Annotated in this window: 17 protein-coding genes and 1 tRNA gene; 11 read left to right on the top strand and 7 right to left on the bottom strand. The window is 47.4% G+C overall.

Annotation, left to right across the window (positions count from 1 at the left end; all coding sequences use genetic code 11):
* Nucleotides 1–321: 321 nt before the first annotated feature.
* The 3 genes from BWI93_RS18360 to BWI93_RS18350 all read right to left on the bottom strand — a co-directional run bounded on the left by BWI93_RS18360 (nt 322) and on the right by BWI93_RS18350 (nt 4,587).
* Nucleotides 322–1,611 carry an adenylosuccinate synthase gene (locus BWI93_RS18360; protein WP_094813935.1) on the bottom strand — a complete coding sequence of 430 codons (1,290 nt, stop codon included), beginning with the start codon at nt 1,609–1,611 and terminating at the stop codon, nt 322–324.
* Nucleotides 1,612–1,701: 90 nt separating this feature from the next.
* Nucleotides 1,702–2,202, bottom strand: coding sequence for a Fur family transcriptional regulator (locus BWI93_RS18355; RefSeq protein WP_094813933.1), 501 nt, complete (start codon nt 2,200–2,202; stop codon nt 1,702–1,704).
* Nucleotides 2,203–2,334: 132 nt separating this feature from the next.
* Entirely contained in the window at nt 2,335–4,587 is a 2,253-nt protein-coding gene (locus tag BWI93_RS18350; RefSeq protein ID WP_094813931.1) for a bifunctional (p)ppGpp synthetase/guanosine-3',5'-bis(diphosphate) 3'-pyrophosphohydrolase, read from the bottom strand.
* A gap of 333 nt (nt 4,588–4,920) precedes the next feature.
* Between BWI93_RS18350 and BWI93_RS18345 the strand changes: the two genes are divergently transcribed.
* Both BWI93_RS18345 and tig read left to right on the top strand, forming a co-directional pair.
* A tRNA-Leu gene (locus BWI93_RS18345) sits at nt 4,921–5,002 on the top strand.
* A gap of 172 nt (nt 5,003–5,174) precedes the next feature.
* Nucleotides 5,175–6,503, top strand: coding sequence for a trigger factor (gene tig / locus BWI93_RS18340; protein ID WP_094813929.1), 1,329 nt, complete (start codon nt 5,175–5,177; stop codon nt 6,501–6,503).
* A 214-nt stretch (nt 6,504–6,717) separates the two neighbouring features.
* On the opposite strand, the gene BWI93_RS18335 is transcribed toward tig, so the two are convergent.
* Nucleotides 6,718–7,074: a helix-turn-helix domain-containing protein gene (locus BWI93_RS18335; protein WP_094813928.1), complete on the bottom strand. Its 357-nt coding sequence runs from the start codon at nt 7,072–7,074 to the stop codon at nt 6,718–6,720.
* 233 nt (nt 7,075–7,307) lie between these two features.
* Between BWI93_RS18335 and BWI93_RS18330 the strand changes: the two genes are divergently transcribed.
* The 5 genes from BWI93_RS18330 (at nt 7,308) to BWI93_RS18310 (ending at nt 12,280) form a co-directional block, all read left to right on the top strand.
* Entirely contained in the window at nt 7,308–8,003 is a 696-nt protein-coding gene (locus BWI93_RS18330; RefSeq protein WP_094813943.1) for a ClpP family protease, read from the top strand.
* 227 nt (nt 8,004–8,230) lie between these two features.
* Nucleotides 8,231–9,301 (top strand): acyltransferase, encoded by a 1,071-nt coding sequence (locus tag BWI93_RS18325; RefSeq protein ID WP_094813926.1) that lies wholly within the window; start codon nt 8,231–8,233, stop codon nt 9,299–9,301.
* A gap of 46 nt (nt 9,302–9,347) precedes the next feature.
* Nucleotides 9,348–10,601 (top strand): ATP-dependent Clp protease ATP-binding subunit ClpX, encoded by a 1,254-nt coding sequence (gene clpX, locus BWI93_RS18320; RefSeq protein ID WP_094813924.1) that lies wholly within the window; start codon nt 9,348–9,350, stop codon nt 10,599–10,601.
* A gap of 168 nt (nt 10,602–10,769) precedes the next feature.
* Nucleotides 10,770–11,414, top strand: coding sequence for a hypothetical protein (locus tag BWI93_RS18315; protein WP_094813922.1), 645 nt, complete (start codon nt 10,770–10,772; stop codon nt 11,412–11,414).
* Between the two features lie 125 nt (nt 11,415–11,539).
* Entirely contained in the window at nt 11,540–12,280 is a 741-nt protein-coding gene (locus tag BWI93_RS18310; protein ID WP_094813920.1) for an alpha/beta fold hydrolase, read from the top strand.
* Nucleotides 12,281–12,320: 40 nt separating this feature from the next.
* Here BWI93_RS18310 and BWI93_RS18305 read toward each other — a convergent pair whose 3' ends face one another.
* From BWI93_RS18305 to BWI93_RS18295, 3 genes are all read right to left on the bottom strand, one after another.
* Nucleotides 12,321–13,286, bottom strand: coding sequence for an esterase-like activity of phytase family protein (locus BWI93_RS18305; protein ID WP_176454268.1), 966 nt, complete (start codon nt 13,284–13,286; stop codon nt 12,321–12,323).
* A gap of 87 nt (nt 13,287–13,373) precedes the next feature.
* On the bottom strand, nt 13,374–14,438 hold the full coding sequence (locus BWI93_RS18300; RefSeq protein ID WP_094813916.1) for a branched-chain amino acid aminotransferase: 1,065 nt from the start codon (nt 14,436–14,438) through the stop codon (nt 13,374–13,376).
* A gap of 61 nt (nt 14,439–14,499) precedes the next feature.
* Nucleotides 14,500–15,051, bottom strand: a complete 552-nt coding sequence (locus tag BWI93_RS18295; RefSeq protein WP_094813914.1) for a cob(I)yrinic acid a,c-diamide adenosyltransferase — start codon at nt 15,049–15,051, stop codon at nt 14,500–14,502.
* Between the two features lie 329 nt (nt 15,052–15,380).
* Between BWI93_RS18295 and BWI93_RS18290 the strand changes: the two genes are divergently transcribed.
* Genes BWI93_RS18290 through tyrS form a run of 4 tightly spaced genes read left to right on the top strand, consistent with a single transcriptional unit; the run spans nt 15,381 to nt 19,410 of the window.
* A complete protein-coding gene (locus tag BWI93_RS18290) occupies nt 15,381–15,839 on the top strand; it encodes a hypothetical protein (protein ID WP_094813912.1) in 459 nt (152 codons plus the stop codon).
* 3 nt (nt 15,840–15,842) lie between these two features.
* Entirely contained in the window at nt 15,843–17,051 is a 1,209-nt protein-coding gene (locus BWI93_RS18285; protein WP_369679180.1) for an S-adenosylmethionine:tRNA ribosyltransferase-isomerase, read from the top strand.
* Between the two features lie 28 nt (nt 17,052–17,079).
* Nucleotides 17,080–18,072 carry a hypothetical protein gene (locus BWI93_RS18280; protein WP_141217525.1) on the top strand — a complete coding sequence of 331 codons (993 nt, stop codon included), beginning with the start codon at nt 17,080–17,082 and terminating at the stop codon, nt 18,070–18,072.
* 48 nt (nt 18,073–18,120) lie between these two features.
* The gene (gene tyrS, locus BWI93_RS18275; protein ID WP_094813938.1) at nt 18,121–19,410 is read left to right on the top strand and encodes a tyrosine--tRNA ligase; all 1,290 of its coding nucleotides are present in this window, start codon (nt 18,121–18,123) and stop codon (nt 19,408–19,410) included.
* The last annotated feature ends 354 nt before the right edge of the window (nt 19,411–19,764 follow it).

Below are 19,764 nucleotides of genomic sequence, written 5' to 3'. Positions count from 1 at the left end.
GACGATTCCCCGCATTGCATACGGGGCTAATGATATTGAACCCCTTCGGGGTTGGATAGTTCAAACCCTGCTCAACCAATTTTCAACCGTCATGGAATGATTGGGGCGTCAATAGTTTCGCGTTTGTGACGCGATGTCCCTTACTTTTCGGATTTCGAAGGTGGTCTGCAAGGGTTCAGTATCGTCAATATCATTGGCAGCCTTGCGGATAGGGCATAAAAAAACAGGGTCACTGCGTTTTTGATACGAAGTAACCCTGTTTTAAAAGGAAGACGGTTAACTACTGAAAACGATCAACGAATAACCGTCAACTAAAAACAACTATACGCTCAATTGAGCTTCCCGGTGAATGATTGCTTCCCGATCAGGACCCGTGGAGATAAAGCTAATGGGCAATTCCAGATTTTCTTCCAGGAAACTGATGTATTCGGCCAGTTCGGCAGGTAATTCATCGTAGCAGTGGAAATTGGTCAGGTCCGTTTGCCAACCTTTGAACGTTTTGTATACTGGTGTAATCTCGATATCGTTCATGTCGTGCGGGATCTGTTCCGTTACCGTGCCGTCAGGCAGTTGGTAGTGCGTACAAACCTTGATTTCTTCCATGATGTTCAGCACGTCCACTTTCATCATGATGAGCTGTGTAACACCGTTCACCATCATGGCATACTTCAGCGAAGGCAAATCCAGCCAGCCCGTCCGACGCGAACGTCCCGTAGTGGCACCAAACTCGCGACCTTCCTGACGAATACGTTCGCCCGTTTCGTCGTGCAGTTCAGTCGGAAAAGGACCACTACCCACACGGGTGCAGTAGGCCTTGAAAATACCGTATACTTCACCGACGTTCTTCGGAGCTACACCCAGACCGGTACAAACCCCGGCAGCCATCGTCGTCGAGCTGGTTACAAACGGATAGGAACCGAAATCAATATCCAGCAAAGAACCCTGAGCTCCTTCGGCCAGAATCGTTTTGCCTTCGTTGATCGCCTGGTTGATGACGTACTCGGTATCGGCCAGTTCAAACTGCTTCAAAAACTCGATGGAATCAAAGAATTGTTGTTCCAGTTCCGTCAGGTCGTACGAGAAATTATAGAAGCCTAAGATCATCTTGTGCGTATCGACCAGCTGCTTGTACTTCGCCTGGAAGTTGGGAGAAAGTACATCTCCTACGCGTAAACCCTGCCGCGACACTTTGTCGGTGTACGTAGGGCCAATACCACGAAGCGTCGAGCCAATTTTAGAATCCCCTTTGGCTTGTTCGTAAGCGGCGTCGAGCAGGCGGTGCGAGGGTAAAATCAGGGAAGCTTTCTTCGAAATCAGCAGGTTCTTGGTCAGATCCATGCCGAATTTCTCGCTTAGGCCTTCAATTTCCTTTTTGAAGACGATCGGATCCAGCACGAGGCCATTTCCGATAATGTTCAGCACTTCCGAACGGAATACACCCGAAGGAATCTGGTGAAGTACGTGTTTTTTTCCTTCAAACTCCAGCGTGTGCCCCGCGTTTGGGCCGCCCTGAAAACGAGCAACCACCTGATACTGTGGAGCCAGTACGTCCACAATTTTTCCCTTGCCTTCGTCGCCCCATTGAAGGCCCAGCAATACGTCAACTTTCATTGGTAGTAATTAAAATGTAAAAGAAACTCAGATAGAATACAGAACCCCTCCCTGCGGTATGGGAGGGGGCCGTTACTGAGTCATAAGTCTTTATTCATTTGTCAGGGCAAAGGGTTGGCCCGTGAGCATAGAATTTCGATTTTCGCAATTAGGCTTCGTGCACGATCCGTAAAAAATCAGGCTGTGGTGCATGATGTTCGACTGCATCATATCGCCTACCATATTCTGGATGTTCTGCACCCGGGGATCGCAGAATTCCGTTACGTGGTGGCAATCCGTACAGATCAGGTGATCGTGTTGCCGGCGGCCGTAGGATTTTTCGTACTGAGCCTGGTTTTTACCAAACTGGTGTTTGGTGACCAGGTTACATTCCACCAGTACATCGAGGGTGTTGTAGACCGTAGCCCGTGAAACCTGGTACTTTTTATTTTTCATGGAAACGTAGAGTTCTTCTACGTCGAAATGGTCGTCGCGAGAGTAAATCTCTTCCAGAATCGCAAAACGTTCGGGCGTTTTACGAAGACCTTTATTTTCCAGGAACGCGGTGAAGATCTGCCTCACCGTCGTAAAACTCGATTCGTTAAGAGGCATTGTTTTCGGAATAAGTTGCAAAGAAAAGGCATTTACAGGAGTTTAGCTCAGTGAAAGATAAACTCCTGCAGAATTTAGATTCATTACAGCCCGTTCAATGGTAGTTTGGATGAATCAATGAGTAAATTGATGTTATACTTCGGAATATTCAAACCGGAGTACTTCAAAAACACCTTTTACTTTTTTAAGCTTGGAAATCAGCGTATTCAGGTGTTCAGTGTCGTGGACGTATAACTTAATTTTTCCGTCAAAGATTCCCCCTTCGTTGGTATCCACGATAATCGACCGCATATTGACCTTATGCTCTTTCGAAATCACTTTTGTCACATCGTTAACCAAGCCCACGCGGTCGGTACCCTTGATGCGAATACCCGCCAGAAAAGCAACTAACTGACTCGACCACTTGGCTTTAATGACCCGATTACCGTGCGTGGATAGTAACTCACGGGCATTTTTACAAGTAGTTTTATGAATTTTGATTCCTTCATTAACCGTCACAAAACCAAACACTTCATCACCGGGAATGGGATTACAGCAGGCCGAGAGCGTATAGTCAAACTTGTCCATATCCTCGCCGATCAGTAACATGTCGGAGTCCGGGCGATCGCCGTGAACCCGTTTTAATTCCTTAACGATCGACTTGCTGTCTTCAATGTTTCCGGCCAGCGTATTCTTTGCTTCCTGAGCCCGTTTGTGAGCATCGCGGGCGGCTTTCCAGCGTTTAATCTCCTCTACGCCCAGATAGCCTTTCCCAAACCGGTAGTACAGATCATTTGGGTCGCGGGCGTTGAAATAGGCCCGTAACTGATTGGTAATGTCAAAAGACAGTTCAATGCCCAGGTTTTTCAGCTTTTTGGCCACCAGCTCACGTCCTTCAGTGACGTGTTGCCGGTTGATTTCCTTCAGGGCTTCCTTGATATTGGCCCGAGCCTTAGTCGTAATGACGAATTTGAGCCAGTCCTCGCGGGGAGATTGCTTGGTGGAAGTCAGAATTTCTACTTGATCGCCGTTTTTGAGTACATGGCTGATTTCAACCAGCTTGCCATTTACTTTCGCTCCCAGACAGTGCGAACCAATGTGGGAGTGAATGGAGTAGGCGAAATCCAGTGCTGTCGAGCCCGCCTGTAATACTTTCAGATCACCTTTAGGCGTGAACACAAACACTTCATCCTGGAACAAATGCCCCCGGAAATCATTGATAAACTCAATGGCCGAACTGTCATTGTGCTCCAGTACTTCCCGAACCTGATTTAACCAGGCATCAATTCCTTCGTTAACGTTCGTATTGTTGCCTTTGTACTTCCAGTGGGCGGCGTATCCTTTTTCAGCGATCTCGTCCATCCGCCGCGACCGTACCTGTACTTCCACCCATTGACCGGAACTACTCATCACTGTCGTATGCAGGGATTCATACCCATTAGCCCGGGGATTTGAAATCCAGTCGCGTAGACGCTCGGGATTAGGCCGGTAATGGTCCGTAACGATGGAATAGGCCCGCCAGCACAGGGCTTTTTCCTGCTCAGGGGTTGAGTCGATAATGACCCGAATGGCAAAGAGATCGTAGATTTCCTCGAAACTTTTACCCTGATTTTTAATCTTATTCCAGATCGAGTGGATGGACTTGGGGCGACCTTTTACCGTAAAGTGCATGCCTTCCGACTTCAAATCCCGCTCGATGGGCCGAACAAATTCCCGGATGAATTGCTGGCGACGTGTTTTAGTAGATTTAAGCTTCGCCGCGATTTCCTTGTAAATCTTGGGTTCGGCGTACTTGAGATACAAATCTTCCAGCTCCGTTTTGATCGTATACAAGCCCAGCCGGTGGGCGAGGGGAGCGTAGAGATACGTCGTTTCGGACGCAATCTTTAACTGCTTGTCCCGGCTCATCGAACTAAGCGTCCGCATGTTATGCAGGCGGTCGGCCAGCTTAATCAGAATTACCCGTACGTCTTCGGAAAGTGTAAGTAAGAGCTTACGGAAATTTTCGGCCTGGGCGGAAGCTCCCTGCTCGAAAATACCCGCAATTTTGGTAAGGCCGTCAATAATCTTGGCGACCTTCGGACCAAAAAGATTCTCAATATCATCCAGCGTATAACTGGTATCTTCCACCACATCGTGCATCAAGGCACAGATAATAGCAGTAGTACCCAGCCCGATTTCCTCCACACAAATCTGAGCGACGGCAATCGGATGGTAGATGTACGGTTCCCCTGTTTTACGCCGCATATCCTTGTGGGCGTCGGCGGCTAGGGTAAAGGCCTTCTTGATCAGTTTGGCATCATTATCCTTCAAGAAGGGCTTGGCCGTCCGCAATAATTTGCGGTAGCGTTTCAGTATTTCCTGGCGTTCCGCCTCTAAATCAATCGTAAGTTCCACTGTACTCATTGTACCCTGAATTCAAATGGGATTGAAGATGGGTATGTATTTAGCGAAGAGAAGCCTCTTCAAATGAGGGAAAAGGAAACAATGCCCGTTTATGAAACATTGTAAAATTAAATATACTAAGAAGGAGGGAGTTTTACCAAATATTGCGGATAAATAATATCGAATTTCAGCGGCTTTTTCCCGGAATTGGTCGGGTAGATTTTTTGATTTCTCTACACTTGAAAAATAATCTTGTCGCAGGGGTTGACTATCGCTTAGGAATGACATACCTTTGCGTTCCGATTTGAAGGATTTGGTCGCCTAACGGAATCAAATCGTCAAAGCGGACGATTTACGGACGTGGCGGAACTGGTAGACGTGCTAGACTTAGGATCTAGTGCCGTGAGGCGTGGGGGTTCGAGTCCCCCCGTCCGTACGTAAAAACAACCGATGCTGAGTGCAGCAGGTGATTTAGCCCTCAGAGTCCCTGATTCTGAGGGTTTTTTCAATTTAAAAGTCCATTCATTCATTTCCGTATTCGTTCACTATCTGGACTTGTCACTGAAGCGTAACGCAGCTCAGATACGGAATACGATTCAAGACTCATTATGAACATCACGCTCGACAAAAGCAGTACTACTGAAGCTTCTTTAAAGATTGCGTTGACGCCGGAAGACTATCAGGCTGGTGTAGACAAGAAGATCAAAGAATATAGCAAACAGGCTAACCTGAAAGGATTCCGTCCGGGTAAAGTACCGGCTTCCGTAATTCAGCGTCTGTACGGAAAAAGCATTCTGGTAGATGAAGTTAACGAAACGCTTTCCAAAGCCGTTAACGACTATCTGCGGGAATCAAAACTGCTGGTCGTAGGTGATCCGATGCCGGATCGCGAAAAAGCGAACGCAATCGATTGGGACAGCCAGAAAGAATTCGAATTCGTTTACAATCTGGGTCTGGCTTCTGATTTCGACGTTGATTTCACAAAACTTCCTGCCATTACTTCCTACGAAATTCAGGCAGGGGATAAAGAATACAACGATACGCTGGTTGATCTGAAAAAACGTATGGGCGAGCACGCTCACGTGGAAGAAGTAACCGCTGCCGGTGATCTGGTGTACGGCACGTTCACGCAGGGCGAATACAGCGAAAAATCAGCCATCCCTACCGACAAACTGACGGAAGAAGCTTTTGCTGGTTTTGTAGGTAAGAAAAAAGGCGATGTACTCACGTTCGATATTCAGAAATTATTCGCTGACGAAAAAGGTCTGAAACTGGCTACGGGCCGTGAAGATCTTTCAGGCGAATTCGAATTTACGATCGAAGACATTACGCGTAACCAGGATTCTGAACTGAACCAGGAGTTCTTCGACAAGGTACTCGGACCCGGTAAAGTTTCTTCCGAAGAAGAATTTAAAGCTCAGTTACTGGAAATTGTTCAGGAAAACTACAAGCGTGAGTCTGAATTCCTGCTGCGTGACGAAGTTCAGAAAACGTTGCTGGACAATGTTCAGATTGAACTGCCGAACGAATTCCTGAAGCAGTGGTTGATCGAAACCAATCAGGGTGAAATCACGGCTGAAGAAGTAGAAAAGGATTTCGATAAATTTGCTCGTGACCTTCGCTGGACGCTGATCCGCAATAAAGTAGCGGAAGCGGCTGATATCAAAGTAGAAACGGAAGATGTGAATACCTACGCTGAAGCGATGGTACGTCAGCAGTTCGGTATCTACGGTGATGACAACGGTATGGGCGATGTAATCAAGAAAGTAGCTCAGAACTATCTGCAGGAGAACAAAGGACAGAATTACATGAATGTTTTCAACCGGGTGTACGGTGGCAAAACGATGGACTTCATCCTGACCCAGATCCAGCCGAACGTAGAGAAAATCGACGTAGATACATTCAAAGCGAAAGCAGGCGTTACGGACGCTGAGTAGTCTTTGGCAGTTTGACCATTGTTTCAGGTTTGAAAAAATGGTCTGACGTTGAAAAGGTTTGAAATTTGAAGTAATCTAACTTCGAATTTCAAACCTTTTTTCGTTTGGAATGACCAGCCAGTAGAAAGGCAGAAGCCATAAGGTGCTGCCTCAATAAATCGTTTAGACTTCAAACACCACTCAAACCTTAAACGCTTCAAACCGCTCCAACTCCTTACTTAAACCCAATCCGCTCCCGATGCGTAGCGGCTCCGATTCGGTACAGTTCCGTCAGGAGGCGTTCGTCAAATTTCTCCCGCCAGTACTGATTTTCCTGTTTTAGCTTTTCGTTTTCCAGCTTCAGTTTGTCGTTTTCAACCTGTAGTTTTTCGCTGGAAGAAGTCACGAAAAAGAGCTCCAGGGGCGTACCAAAAACGCGTAGAATCTGCTCTAAGCGACTTAAACTCAATTCCGTTTTCCCGCGTTCGACATCTCCGTAAGCAGTGGTAGAAATCTGGAGTTCTTCGGCCATGACTTCCTGGGAGTAGCCTTTTTCCAACCGTAGTTGTCGTATTTTTTCGTGAACTTTCATGGTCTTCTCAAGTTATTCCGATGAATTCCCGGAAATTTCAACGTCATTTCTGGAACAGAGCTATCAACTTTGTACCCGTTCGAATTGACAGAACCGAGTCGGACAGAATGGCAGAAATCCTAAGGCTAAAGCAGGTGGATTTGTTTTTTTAACGTACACTCCTCAGATTCGTGCGTTTCTGTTCCGGCAAAGAAAAAGAAACAGAACATAAAATCAATACAAACGCTAATTACATGTTGAACGCTGAAGAATTTCGTAAATACGCCGTCCATCATCGCGGCCTGAACGGTTTATCGGTTGATCGTTACCTGCAACACGTCGGCGGAACGGCTGGTCATTACGTAGAAAATATGACGCGGGCGGTGATCGAAGAACGTCCGATGCCTTTCCGGGAAGTAGACGTATTTTCCCGTTTGATGGCTGACCGCATTATCTTCTTCGGTACGCCCGTTGACGATAGCATTGCCAATATTGTTGTTGCCCAGATGTTGTTCCTGGAATCAGCCGATTCGAAGCGTGACATCATGATGTACATTAACTCACCCGGTGGTTCGGTATACGCCGGTCTGGGTATTTATGATACCATGCAGTACATTCGCCCGGATGTAGCCACGATCTGTACGAGCCTCGCGGCTTCGATGGGAGCAGTACTACTGGCCGGTGGTGCGGCCGGAAAACGTTCGGCTCTGCCGCACGCCCGGGTGATGATTCACCAGCCCAGCGGTGGTGCTCAGGGACAATCGGTTGACATTGAAATCACGGCCCGCGAAATCGTGAAGCTCCGTGACGAATTGTACGGAATCCTGGCTCAGCATACGGGGCAAACGTCTGAACAAATCGAAAAAGATTCGGATCGTGACCACTGGTTCCGGGCTGAAGAAGCGAAGGCCTATGGCCTGATCGACGAGGTTCTGTACCGCGATAAATAATCAATGGTAGATTACTTTACCCGAATCCCCCGGACTTCACTGAAGGACGGGGGATTTTTTACGTACCTTTGTATGTATACAGGTCATGTACAGCGTTAGTCTAGGTACGCGGGTTTTGTGATGCCTTCCCGGCTATTCGGCAAAACGTTCGGAAGAAATTTTTCTGACTCTGGCCGCGAAAATCCTAGCGTCTGCGTACCTATAGAAAAAGACGATTTATCCATTCAATGAGTGTTTTGCCCATCACTACTGCACGATCCACCCAGTCAGCCATTCGATATAATTCCATTCAGGGCTTGCGGGCGGTAGCGGCAATCCTCGTTACCCTGTATCACATTACTGAAAACATTAGCCGTACCTATCATCAAACGTTCCTGTTTGACTGGTTTACGCTAGGCTATGCGGGTGTTGACTTATTTTTTGTAATCAGCGGGTTCATCATTGCTCATACCAGTGTAGCGTACATCGACCAGCCTCAGCAATTGAAGCCCTATCTGGAAAAGCGATTCTATCGGGTGTATCCGGTGTACTGGTTACTTACGATACCGCTGATGCTGGTTGTATGGAGCTTTCAGCACCTCAGTCATTCACTCATTACCATTCCCTATCCCTTTACCTGGTCGGAGGTACTCAAGACGCTCGTACTGTTCCCGCAACACTACGCTCTCAACGCCGTTACCTGGACGCTTTCACACGAAATTTATTTTTATCTCCTTTTTGCTTTACTACTGATTTCCCGGCGTATGGTCTGGGTGCTTGGCCTGGTGGGGATCGCCACACTGGTCAACGGAATATATATTTACTGGTACGAGGGCGATTCGGGAACTGGACTTGTTCGATTTTTCTTATTAAGTCCAATCAATCTGGAGTTTGCCTTTGGGGTTTTCGTCTATTATCTGCATCGGCATTTTCGCATAAACCAAAGTGGCTTGTTAATTTTGGTAGGTGTATTGGCGGGCTTGTACCTGGCACCCCGAACGGGCGGTGACTTTACGCGGGCAGTGACCCTGGGTTTACCTGCTATGCTTATCGTATGGGGAGCCGTTGAAGCGGATCGGGGCCATTTATACCGGGTTCCGTCGTTGCTGATTCACCTGGGCGATGCCTCGTACATGATTTATCTGCTGCATTTTCCGCTCATTATCTTTGCCAATAAATTACTGACCCTCAACGGCTGGGGTTCGGTATGGATGTTAGGAATGGCGGATATAGTACTCATGGTGCTGATTTTCTGGCTGAGCTGGTACCTGCATCAGCAAATCGAACAACCGCTGATCCGGTGGTCGAAGAAAAAATAAAGCGTATCAACGATTTTGAAATAATTACTTTAGGAAGGACATGCGAATGGATGCTAGTTCATGCTCGTTTTGTGGGCGGAAAAAGAAGGATGTAGATTTATTATTATCGGGCATGGATGCCCTGATCTGTAACTTTTGTATTGAACAGGGCTGGGAGCTGGTACAGGAAGAACTAGGCATAAAGCAACCCGCCGCCAAGAAGAAAGAAACCAATCAACCTTTTCAACTATTAAAAGTACCCAAACCTCAGGAAATCAAGCGGTTCATGGACCAGTACGTGATTGGTCAGGACGACGCCAAAAAAGTACTGAGTGTTGCCGTATACAACCACTACAAGCGTTTACAACAGCAGAAGAACAATGACGATATTTACATCGAAAAATCGAATGTAATTATGGTTGGCGAAACCGGTACGGGTAAAACCTACCTGGCCCGCACGATTGCCAAAATCCTTCAGGTACCTTTCGCCGTAGCTGATGCCACCGTGATTACGGAAGCCGGCTACGTAGGGGAGGACGTCGAAAGTATCCTGAGTCGTTTATTACAGGCGGCTGATTACGACGTCGAGGCCGCTGAACGCGGAATCGTCTACATTGATGAGATTGATAAGATTGCCCGTAAGTCGGACAATCCCAGCATTACCCGTGATGTCTCGGGCGAAGGCGTACAGCAGGCCTTGCTGAAACTGCTCGAAGGCTCGATTGTGAACGTACCGCCTCAGGGTGGACGTAAGCACCCCGAGCAAAAGCTCGTACCGATCAATACGGAGAATATTCTCTTCATTTGCGGTGGAGCGTTCGATGGTGTACAACGTCATATCTCCAAACGCCTCAACACGCGACCCATTGGTTTCTCGAAGGACGATCACATGTCTCGTATTCTGGAATCGCAGCAACTGCTCCGGATGGTGAATCAGCAGGACTTGAAATCGTACGGATTGATTCCTGAATTGCTGGGTCGTCTGCCGGTAGTAACCTCACTCGATCCCTTGGATAAACTGACGCTTCGGAAGATTCTGACGGAGCCCAAGAATGCCCTGACCAAGCAGTACGAAAAACTGTTCAATATGGAAGGAATCCGGCTTCAGTTCGAAGATGACGTATTGGAGTATATCGTTGAGCAAGCCAATGAATACAAACTGGGTGCCCGGGGACTGCGTTCAATCTGCGAAGCCATCATGACCGACGCCATGTTTGATCTGCCTTCCGAAGAAGGTGTTCAGGAGTTTACCATTTCGTTGAGCTATGCCCGTGAGAAGTTTGAGCGTTCGGCTTTCTTTATGATGAAAAAGGTGGCATAACAGCACTAACGATCATCAGTAGTTTAGGTTACAGTGCTCGATTTTCCCCAATTAGGGTATTATTGTCAACATTACTTGATTTCATATTAAAAAGGATGCCTCACTTTCATAGGGGGCATCCTTTTTTGATGTTGCGGTCTCAGTAAAAAATCCAAATCAACTTTCCCTATGCGTAAAATCGTACTCCTATCGGCCGTCGGGTCGATGTTATGGCTTACTTCGTGTAATCGAAACTCAACCGCTGTTTTCCAAAAATCGACTACACCGGCGTACGAGCATCAAGTATCAACGAAAGCTGCTTCTCTGCCCGCCGCCCAAATCCAAACTCCTGTCGTATCGGAACCCATCGTAATGGAACAAGCCGTTGCCCAGGCTACCGATCAGCCGGCTGCTTCGGAAAAACCGGTGAACCTGCCCAAAGTAACACCAGAAATGTTGGCAAGTGCTTCAGAGCGTCTGGTTGCCCAAACCAAAGGCACCAAGTACGAAAAGCAGGCGTTGATGGTACAGAAGAAACTGGCTAAAATTCAGAAGAATGCCGCCAGTGGTCAACTGCAAACGGCTAACAAAGCAACTGCAACGGAAAAATTCATGACCAAAATGGTTACGAAGAAAGTTCAGAAGCAGTTGGCGAAAGCAAAGGATACCAAGAAAACGAACGCGTTGGATCGCAACGTTAAAATTGGTCTGATCCTCTTGCTGGTTGGTTTGATTTTCCTGATCATCCCAGTATATGCCCTGCAGATTGTTGGTTTGGTGATGATGATTATCGGTGCTGTTGTTCTGCTGATTGGTTTGCTGGATAACGTGTAATCATACCTCAGTAACACTTAATCCCGGAAGAAAGTCTTCAGCTTTTTTCCGGGATTATTTTTTTGTGGCATCTCCTTTTACTCAACAGGCCACAAAACATTGATGTACCTTAAACCGCTTAAACGATGATTGTACCACTGATTTTATTGCACGGATACGGCGAAGATGTCAAAGTTTGGGATTCGATCAAGGCGGCCTTCTGGCCCAATAAAAACGTCATTACCCCCACTTACGCTTCGCGTTCAGATCTGACTAGTATTGATGAATACGCCGAAGCAGTATACCAGGAACTGACTGCTCAGGGCGTGGAAAGAGGAGTAATCATTGGACATTCGATGGGAGGGTATATTGCCCTGGCTCTGGCTGAAAAACACCCCGAATTCATCGCGGGTCTGGGACTTTTCCATTCTACTTCGTACGCCGATACGGAAGAGAAAAAGGAAAACCGTCGGAAAAACATCACTGCTATTGAAGAAAAAGGTCCAGAGGCCTTTCTGCAAACCTTTGTCAAGAACATGTATTCGGATGAGTACGCAGCGAGTCATCCGGGTCAGTTGGAAGAACACGTCACGCACGTTTCTCAAATACCCCCGGCCGCTTTGAAAGCCGGTATGCAGGCCATGATGGATCGTCCTGACCGGCGGCAGGTTCTCCAGCAGGCAAATTATCCGGTACTATTCGTTATAGGAATGAAGGACAAAGCCGTCAAACCGGAGGAAGCTTTGGAACAAACCCATCTGGCGAAAAATACGAGTCAATTAATCCTGGAAAAAGCCGGACACATGGGAATGATAGAAGAACCGGATGAATGTTTGGAAGCTATTCAGGCTTTTTGGCAGCGAATTGAGCGGGAAGATGCTCTATAAACCAAAGCGGAAGATGGACCGTCCATCTTCCGCTTTTTAGTTAATCGGGTATTAACTTTAGAAAAATCAGCTGTGATTGTTGCCAGTGCTCAGGGGCTTTTTTCTGGTCGAACTTATTGAAGTTATTATCCGAAACTAACACTAGCGTTCGAAATCCATTGATGATAGGCCCCCAGCTCATCCCTTCTATGTTGTCGAGGTGAATACCGCCCCAGTTAACAGAAACGGGATTTTTTTCCAAAATATTGGTCGTATTTTCCTGCCCCGGCTGTAGCTTGGGAATGTAAGCCGTAAAAAGATTGATTGCGTAGTTACTCTGATCGCGTTCGCCCGTCCAGCAACGTTCCAGAAATAGCAACTGACGGTCACGGGCCAGTAGGATCTCGGACACACCGTTATCAGGAAATCCACAGGATACGGTATCGATCGGATACAGGGCTCTGACTAGCGTATCTCCAGTAATTAAGCTGTAACCCGTCACCTGACAATACCGATCGCGGCAGGTTTGGGGCCACTCACTAACGCTCCACAGAACCTGACTTGAGTCTACCGCCATGGCTTCAAAGCCTTTGTTATCCCGAAAACCCTGGTATGTACCTAGCTGTGTAACGGTACTGTCCTTTCTTAAACGGAGAAACTGTCCGTAGGTACTGCCTTCGCCTAATTCAGTTGAAAGATAAAAGGACGAGTCCGTACGACTGGCCCGAATGGATTCAGCACTCCGGACACTATCGAGTTTCCAGCGTTTATAGGTCTGGGAATTGAACAGGGAGTCAAACTCAAACAGGTAGCTCTGACGCGTCGAGTCAGCCCCATCCGTTACCAAATACCATTTTCCGCGTTTAGGCACGTATTCAATGCCTGATAATCCACCAAAGTAGGGGTCATTTTTAAGCGACGCCGAATCACTGAGGTTGTAAACCTTAAGGAATTCCAACCGGAAGTGCTGAGCATCAGCCTGCCCGTTCAGGAAAAGGAATAGGGCTAGAAAAGATAGAATTTTCATGGTTGAAGATAAGTAGTTAATCGAATCATTAAAAAAGAAAGCCCACCACACGGTGAGCTTTCTTTTCGTAGACATACAAGATTGGTATTAAAGGTGATATACCCAATTGTGCGGATCAGCTACGCGACCGTACTTGATGTCATCCAGGTAGATTTTAACCCGATTGGCAAAATTATCCGATTTGATTTCGGGTAAATCGTAGTCTTTCCCTTCATAGCCAATGACTGAAATCGGCGATACGACCGCTGCCGTACCTGCACCGAACGCTTCCGTCAGGCGACCACTTTCCAAAGCCTCGATGAGTTCGGCAATGGATACTTTACGTTCTTCAACGGGCATTCCCCAGTCTTTGGCAATCTGTACAATGGATTTCCGCGTAATGCCGTCCAGAATACTGTCGCTCACGGCGGGCGTAACCAGCGTACCATCAATTACGAACATAAAGTTCATGGTACCAGCTTCTTCCACGTATTTATGTTCGGTTGAATCCGTCCAGATTAACTGATCGTACCCAGCTTCCTGAGCCAGTTTGGCCGGATATAGCGAACCTGCGTAGTTTCCAGCACATTTAGCGGCACCGGTACCACCCGTAGCAGCCCGTACAAATTCCGTTTCGACTTTCACTTTCACGGGTTTCGAGTAGTAAGCTCCTACCGGGCAATTGAAGATAATGAATCGGTACGTTTTGGAAGGAGATACGCCGATGTACTCATCCGTAGCGAACATGAAAGGCCGGATATACAGCGAATAATTATCCCGCTGCGGTACCCATTGCGAGTCCAGACGCAGTAATTCGGTCAGGCCGCTCATGAAAACGTCTTCCGGAATTTCGGCCATGCAGAGGCGGTGAGCCGACTTGTTCAGACGGGCCGCATTCTCCTGCGGACGGAAGATGAGCACTTCACCTTCGGCGGACTTATAGGCTTTCATCCCTTCGAAAATTGCCTGTCCGTAATGCAGGGGCATCAGAGCAGGTTTGAACAGCATGTCGCCGTAGGGAATGATCCGTAAATCCGTCCACTCTTTTCCGTCAAAGTCAGCTACGAACATGTGATCGGCGAAGGTGTGCCCAAAGGTCAACTGATCGAGGTTTAATTCTGCAATCCGGCTTTGAGCAGTTTTTTGAATGTCTATGGGCAGTGTGTCAATCATGGTGCCAGAGGGTTACAACGTAGTATGACTAAAAAAGTTAAGACGTATGCTTGTGCGGAAGTTAAGTTCGTGGGACCCAGGTTACTTCTTCCACTTGTAATTCCTGAGCCATGTGGCGGGAAAGTACAAAAAAATAGTCCGACAGCCGATTTAAATATTGAATGATAATCGGCTCAACGGGTGAAAGTTCACTCAGGGCGACGACCAGACGTTCGGCCCGTCGACAAACCGTACGAGCCAGATGAGCAAACGACACGGAGGGATGACCGCCGGGCAATACAAACTGACGTAATAAAGGCAACTGGGCATCCATTTCGTCCATTTGCTCTTCCAATACGGTAACGTCCGAATCCCATAAATCGGGGAGGGGGCGGCTGGTATGCCGTTCCGGATCATCAGCCAGGTGGGAACCAATGGTGAAAAGCCGGTCCTGAATTTCCTTCAGAATCGCTCGTCGGGAAGCATTGACCGCCTGATCCCGAACCATGCCCACGTAACTGTTCAGTTCGTCCACGGTACCATAGGCCTCAATGCGGGCATCTGCCTTGGAAAGGCGACGTCCACTAATAAGGGCGGTGGTGCCTTGATCTCCCGTTCTGGTGTAAATCTTCATGCCTGTCCGGTACCCGGAATGTCTTTTTGCAAAGCTACAGGTTTTCAGGAAAGCCAAGACTTCGGATTGTAAAAATTAATTGTCTTGACAACTATTATTAAATTTCCAACATTTTCTGATCTACAAGTACTTTGGTCAAGGCCAAGGGGCTTTTGAAAGGTTTTTCGAAGGGAAAGCCTGTCTCAACGGCGAGTTCGTCGTAACTTTGCGGCCCGAAACCAGCATTGACCCAACGAGCAGTCGATAAGCTGGGGACGACCATTCATCAAATGACTATTCCATTTCTGACTTCTCAAGTTGCGAGATACGTATCCATTCTAGGATTTATAGTGGCTTTATTTTTAGGGTACCAGCAACTTCCACCGGAGGTACCCGTTGCGTTAACGCCTTCGAGTGAAACGGCTGCCACCTATTCAAAAGATGCCATTTTTTATGTGACTGCCGGGGTTATGTTGATTTCTAACGTGCTGTTTCTGTGGATGGGACGCCTGTTTCCACAACTGCCCGATGGATTCATTAAGTTACCGGGAGCCATCAAATGGATGTTCTACCGCAAACAGCTCAACTCCATCATCAGAGAATGGATGAACTTTGGTACGGCCGTAGTAAACGTCCTGCTTGGGTCTTCCATTTATATTCTGGCGTTGATTAATCCGGCGGAAGCTCTCACGGAGACGCCTACACTGATGCAGTTTAACTGGGTACTGGGAGCCGCTACGTTTTTACTGGTCCTATGGGCGGTATACATTCCGTTGCGACTGTTGCTGACGAGTCCCGTTAAAGACTAAGCAATGATGCAGCATCTTCCCATTGCCGATTTTACGTACGAACTTCCGGACGAACAGATTGCCCGCTTCCCCTTGCCCGTACGGGACGAATCCCGCCTGTTGGTGTATCGAAAGGGAACCATTGAGCATCGACAATTCCGTGGTCTGACTGAAGAATTAGCCAGTGATACATTGCTGGTCTTCAACAATACACGGGTTATTCCGGCTCGATTACATTTTCAGCGACAGACGGGTGCTCTGATCGAGTTATTTCTACTTCATCCCGTCGAACCCAGCCCGGTGATTCCCGTGGTTATGGAAGAAACGCAGGCCTGCGTGTGGGAATGCATGATTGGTAACCGGAAGCGTTGGAAAGCGGGTGAACGCTTACAGAAAGAAGTAGAAATTGACGGGCAAGCCGTGGTACTGACAGCCGAACTGACGGATACGGAACGGTCGCTGGTACGTCTGAGCTGGTCAGTGCCTGTACGGTTTGTGGATGTTGTACAGGGCATTGGGAAAATTCCCTTGCCGCCGTACTTAAAGCGGGAAGCCGAAGCTTCTGACGAACAGACGTATCAGACTGTGTATTCGGAAAAAGAAGGGGCCGTAGCCGCTCCGACGGCGGGCTTACACTTCACCGACCGCGTTTTTGCGGAACTGGAGGCAAAAGGCGTCCGGCGGGAGTTTCTTACATTGCACGTAGGAGCTGGTACCTTTCAACCCGTAAAAACAGAAAATGCCCTTGAGCATAAGATGCACGGGGAACAATTGGTGATCACGCGGAGTAATCTGGAACACCTGCAAGCGGCAAACCGAATCATTCCGGTAGGTACTACTTCCATGCGGTCGCTGGAATCCATGTACTGGTTAGGCGTGCAGTTAATTCATGATGAATACGCTTCGCTGGAGCAGGGTTTCCGAATTCCGCAATTCGTGCATGAACAGTACACCGAACTCCCTACAGTACACGAGTCGCTAGCGGCCATTCTACAAAAAATGGAAGCAGAACAGCGGCAGGAAATCGTAGGGGAAACGGAGATTATGATTTTCCCCGGTTATACATTTCGGGTGTGTCAGGGTCTAATTACCAACTTTCATCAGCCCGGTTCGACTTTATTATTACTGATTGCTGCCCTGGTAGGAAAAGACTGGAAACGAATTTACGATGAAGCTTTGGATCAGCAGTACCGATTCCTGAGCTATGGTGATTCTTCCGTATTACTACCTTAATTCAATTTCCGCCAAAATTAAGCGTGTGATGCAAAAAGTAGATATTGCTATTAGCTACTACGGAAAGCCTTATCAGACGATGGTAACGCTGTTTAGTTTACTGGAGCATAGTCGGGGCTACGTAGATAAAATTTACTTAAGTATTGAGAAAAAACAGCCCTACAAGGATGCCTGGCAGGGTGTGTGCAAGATCAAGGAAGTTTTTGAAAAACAGGGAGTGATTATTATTTATCCGGAACGCTTCGTTCCCTGGATGTCTGATGTTAACCCTAACGGACTTGATGAAGCAATTCGATTAAGCCTTCGCTACCAGTATGCGTTGGAAAAAACGGATAAACCGTATGTATTGATTTGTCATAATGACATGCTGTACCGTCGGGACCTGATTGGGCCCATGTTACAGCGGTTTGCGGAAACTTCAGATAATTTAGTAGGAGTGGGACGAATCGGACAATGTTGGAATTGTTCAGCTTTTTTCGCTAAAAAATGTAACCCCGAAACATTCGAGCAATACAAGCCCACGCAGGAAGAGTTGCTCAGGCAGATGGATGAATACCCAACGCCACGGGAACAGAGGGATCGTAAGTTAGTACAGGAAGGCTTTGTACACCCTTTACCCGAATGCCGTCTTAATGAATACGCGTGTTTAATAAACGTTGACTTATACCGGCAATCAACCATTCCTAATGGACCAGTGCCGTATTTCGGAGGTGTGTGGGACGGTAGCGATACGGCAGCGGCCTGGTTCCGGTATTCGTATTTACACGGGCTGAAATTTCAGAATTTCTATTACGAAGAGTACGCTGATCATGCTCCATTTAGTGCCGTTAGCAATGGCAACGATGCTGACAATAATCGGTTCATTTATGAAGACATAGAGCGGCAGGCTCGTGAGTATATGATTAAACATTATCATCCAGACGAGTATTCCACGGCAACCAAGTTTCAGATTGCTAAAATGGTGACTGGGAAAAGGATAGACAAGTGGTACAGTAAACTGAGAAATCGCTTAAGGAGGTAGCTCTGTACGCATATTTATACATCATATTGGGCGAATAATAACATGAAAATTGATTTTATTGAAGAACTCCGCTGGCGGGGTATGTTGCAGGACATGATGCCGGGTACGGAAGAGCAGCTCCAGAAGGAAATGACGTCGGCGTACATTGGATTTGATCCGACGGCTTCTTCCCTGCACATTGGCAACCTGGCTACGATTATGTTGCTGGTGCACTTGCAACGGGCGGGCCATAAACCGTTTGCTCTGGTGGGCGGAGCTACGGGGATGATTGGCGATCCTTCCTTTAAGGCTGCTGAACGTAGTTTTTTATCGGAAGAAACGTTGCGTTTCAATCAGGATGGCATTCGGAAACAACTGGAAAAATTCCTGGATTTTAATTCCGGTGAAAACTCAGCTGAGATCGTTAATAACTACGACTGGTTCAAGGATTTTTCCTTTCTGGGGTTTTTACGCGAAGCAGGTAAATTTTTGAGCGTCAACTATATGATGTCAAAAGATTCGGTAAAGAAACGTCTGGAAACGGGTATTTCCTTTACGGAGTTTTCGTACCAGCTATTACAGGGTTACGACTTTTACCATTTGTATAAAACCCAGGGGGTAAAACTCCAGATGGGTGGTTCCGATCAGTGGGGAAATATCACAACGGGAACGGAAATCATTCGCCGGAAAGAAGGAGGAAACGAAGAAGAAACCGAACGCCGGGCCTTCGCCCTGACCACGCCACTGGTAACCAAGGCCGATGGTACCAAATTCGGTAAGTCAGAAAGCGGAAACGTATGGCTGGACGCGGAAAAAACCAGTCCCTTCCAATTTTATCAGTTCTGGCTCAATGCCGCTGATGCCGATTGCCCACGCCTGATTCGGGTGTTTACCTTACTTTCCAAAGAAGAAATCGAAGAACTCGAACGCCAGCATGCCGAGGCTCCGCACTTGCGTATTCTCCAGAAAGCGATTGCTCAGGACGTAACCACGCGGGTACACTCCGCGGAAGCCTACGAAACGGCCGTTCGGGCTAGCGAAGTACTCTACGGCAAAGGAACGCTGGAAACGCTTCAGTCGCTCGATGAAATGACCTTCGTGCAGATCTTTGACGGCGTGCCTGCCACTGAAATTTCGCTGGCTGATTACGAAGCAGCTCCGAACGTAACGGACTTGCTGGCTACGGCTCAGGTATATCCATCGAAAGGAGAAATCCGCCGGGCCATTCAGGGAAATGCCGTATCGGTGAACAAAACCAAAGTAAATGATCCCAACCAGCCTGCTGATTTCCAATTGTTACAGGGTAAATATTTACTGGTAGCGAAAGGAAAGAAAAACCATCTGGTGAAGGTGGTATAGGGGAGAGAGTTGAGAGCGGCTGCGGTTTAGAGTTTAGAGTAAAACCGGTAAAGATAGCGGGGCGGGTTGTTTGTAGCATTCGTTACGGACAACCCGCTTCGAATTTTGTACGTGGCTAACGACATTGAACCTCTTCGGGAATGGTAAGCTCCAACCCCGAAGGGGTTCAATGTCGTTAGCCATGGGTACAACCCATGGGTACCCATGAATAAACCCTGTCAAAATAAACCTCCAGAAAACACCAAGCTTTCGGGAGGTTTTTAATATACTGATAACCAGATGAAAAAGAGGTAATTGACTTGCAAAAAAGAAAAATAATTCGTAAAACTATCAACTATCAACTATCAACTATCA

It is taken from the genome of Siphonobacter sp. BAB-5385, from assembly GCF_002261125.1.
GTDB lineage: Bacteria > Bacteroidota > Bacteroidia > Cytophagales > Spirosomataceae > Siphonobacter.
Note: the sequence above shows the minus strand (reverse complement) of the source record. Positions and strands in the feature narration are given on the sequence as shown.

Excerpts from the sequence above, each read along its gene's own strand:
- BWI93_RS18360 (WP_094813935.1), bottom strand. The coding sequence starts at position 1,611 with ATGAAAGTTGACGTATTGCTGGGCCTTCAATGGGGCGACGAAGGCAAG.
- BWI93_RS18355 (WP_094813933.1), bottom strand. The coding sequence starts at position 2,202 with ATGCCTCTTAACGAATCGAGTTTTACGACGGTGAGGCAGATCTTCACC.
- BWI93_RS18350 (WP_094813931.1), bottom strand. The coding sequence starts at position 4,587 with ATGAGTACAGTGGAACTTACGATTGATTTAGAGGCGGAACGCCAGGAA.
- tig (WP_094813929.1), top strand. The coding sequence starts at position 5,175 with ATGAACATCACGCTCGACAAAAGCAGTACTACTGAAGCTTCTTTAAAG.
- BWI93_RS18335 (WP_094813928.1), bottom strand. The coding sequence starts at position 7,074 with ATGAAAGTTCACGAAAAAATACGACAACTACGGTTGGAAAAAGGCTAC.
- BWI93_RS18330 (WP_094813943.1), top strand. The coding sequence starts at position 7,308 with ATGTTGAACGCTGAAGAATTTCGTAAATACGCCGTCCATCATCGCGGC.
- BWI93_RS18325 (WP_094813926.1), top strand. The coding sequence starts at position 8,231 with ATGAGTGTTTTGCCCATCACTACTGCACGATCCACCCAGTCAGCCATT.
- clpX (WP_094813924.1), top strand. The coding sequence starts at position 9,348 with ATGGATGCTAGTTCATGCTCGTTTTGTGGGCGGAAAAAGAAGGATGTA.
- BWI93_RS18315 (WP_094813922.1), top strand. The coding sequence starts at position 10,770 with ATGCGTAAAATCGTACTCCTATCGGCCGTCGGGTCGATGTTATGGCTT.
- BWI93_RS18310 (WP_094813920.1), top strand. The coding sequence starts at position 11,540 with ATGATTGTACCACTGATTTTATTGCACGGATACGGCGAAGATGTCAAA.
- BWI93_RS18305 (WP_176454268.1), bottom strand. The coding sequence starts at position 13,286 with ATGAAAATTCTATCTTTTCTAGCCCTATTCCTTTTCCTGAACGGGCAG.
- BWI93_RS18300 (WP_094813916.1), bottom strand. The coding sequence starts at position 14,438 with ATGATTGACACACTGCCCATAGACATTCAAAAAACTGCTCAAAGCCGG.
- BWI93_RS18295 (WP_094813914.1), bottom strand. The coding sequence starts at position 15,051 with ATGAAGATTTACACCAGAACGGGAGATCAAGGCACCACCGCCCTTATT.
- BWI93_RS18285 (WP_369679180.1), top strand. The coding sequence starts at position 15,843 with ATGATGCAGCATCTTCCCATTGCCGATTTTACGTACGAACTTCCGGAC.
- BWI93_RS18280 (WP_141217525.1), top strand. The coding sequence starts at position 17,080 with ATGCAAAAAGTAGATATTGCTATTAGCTACTACGGAAAGCCTTATCAG.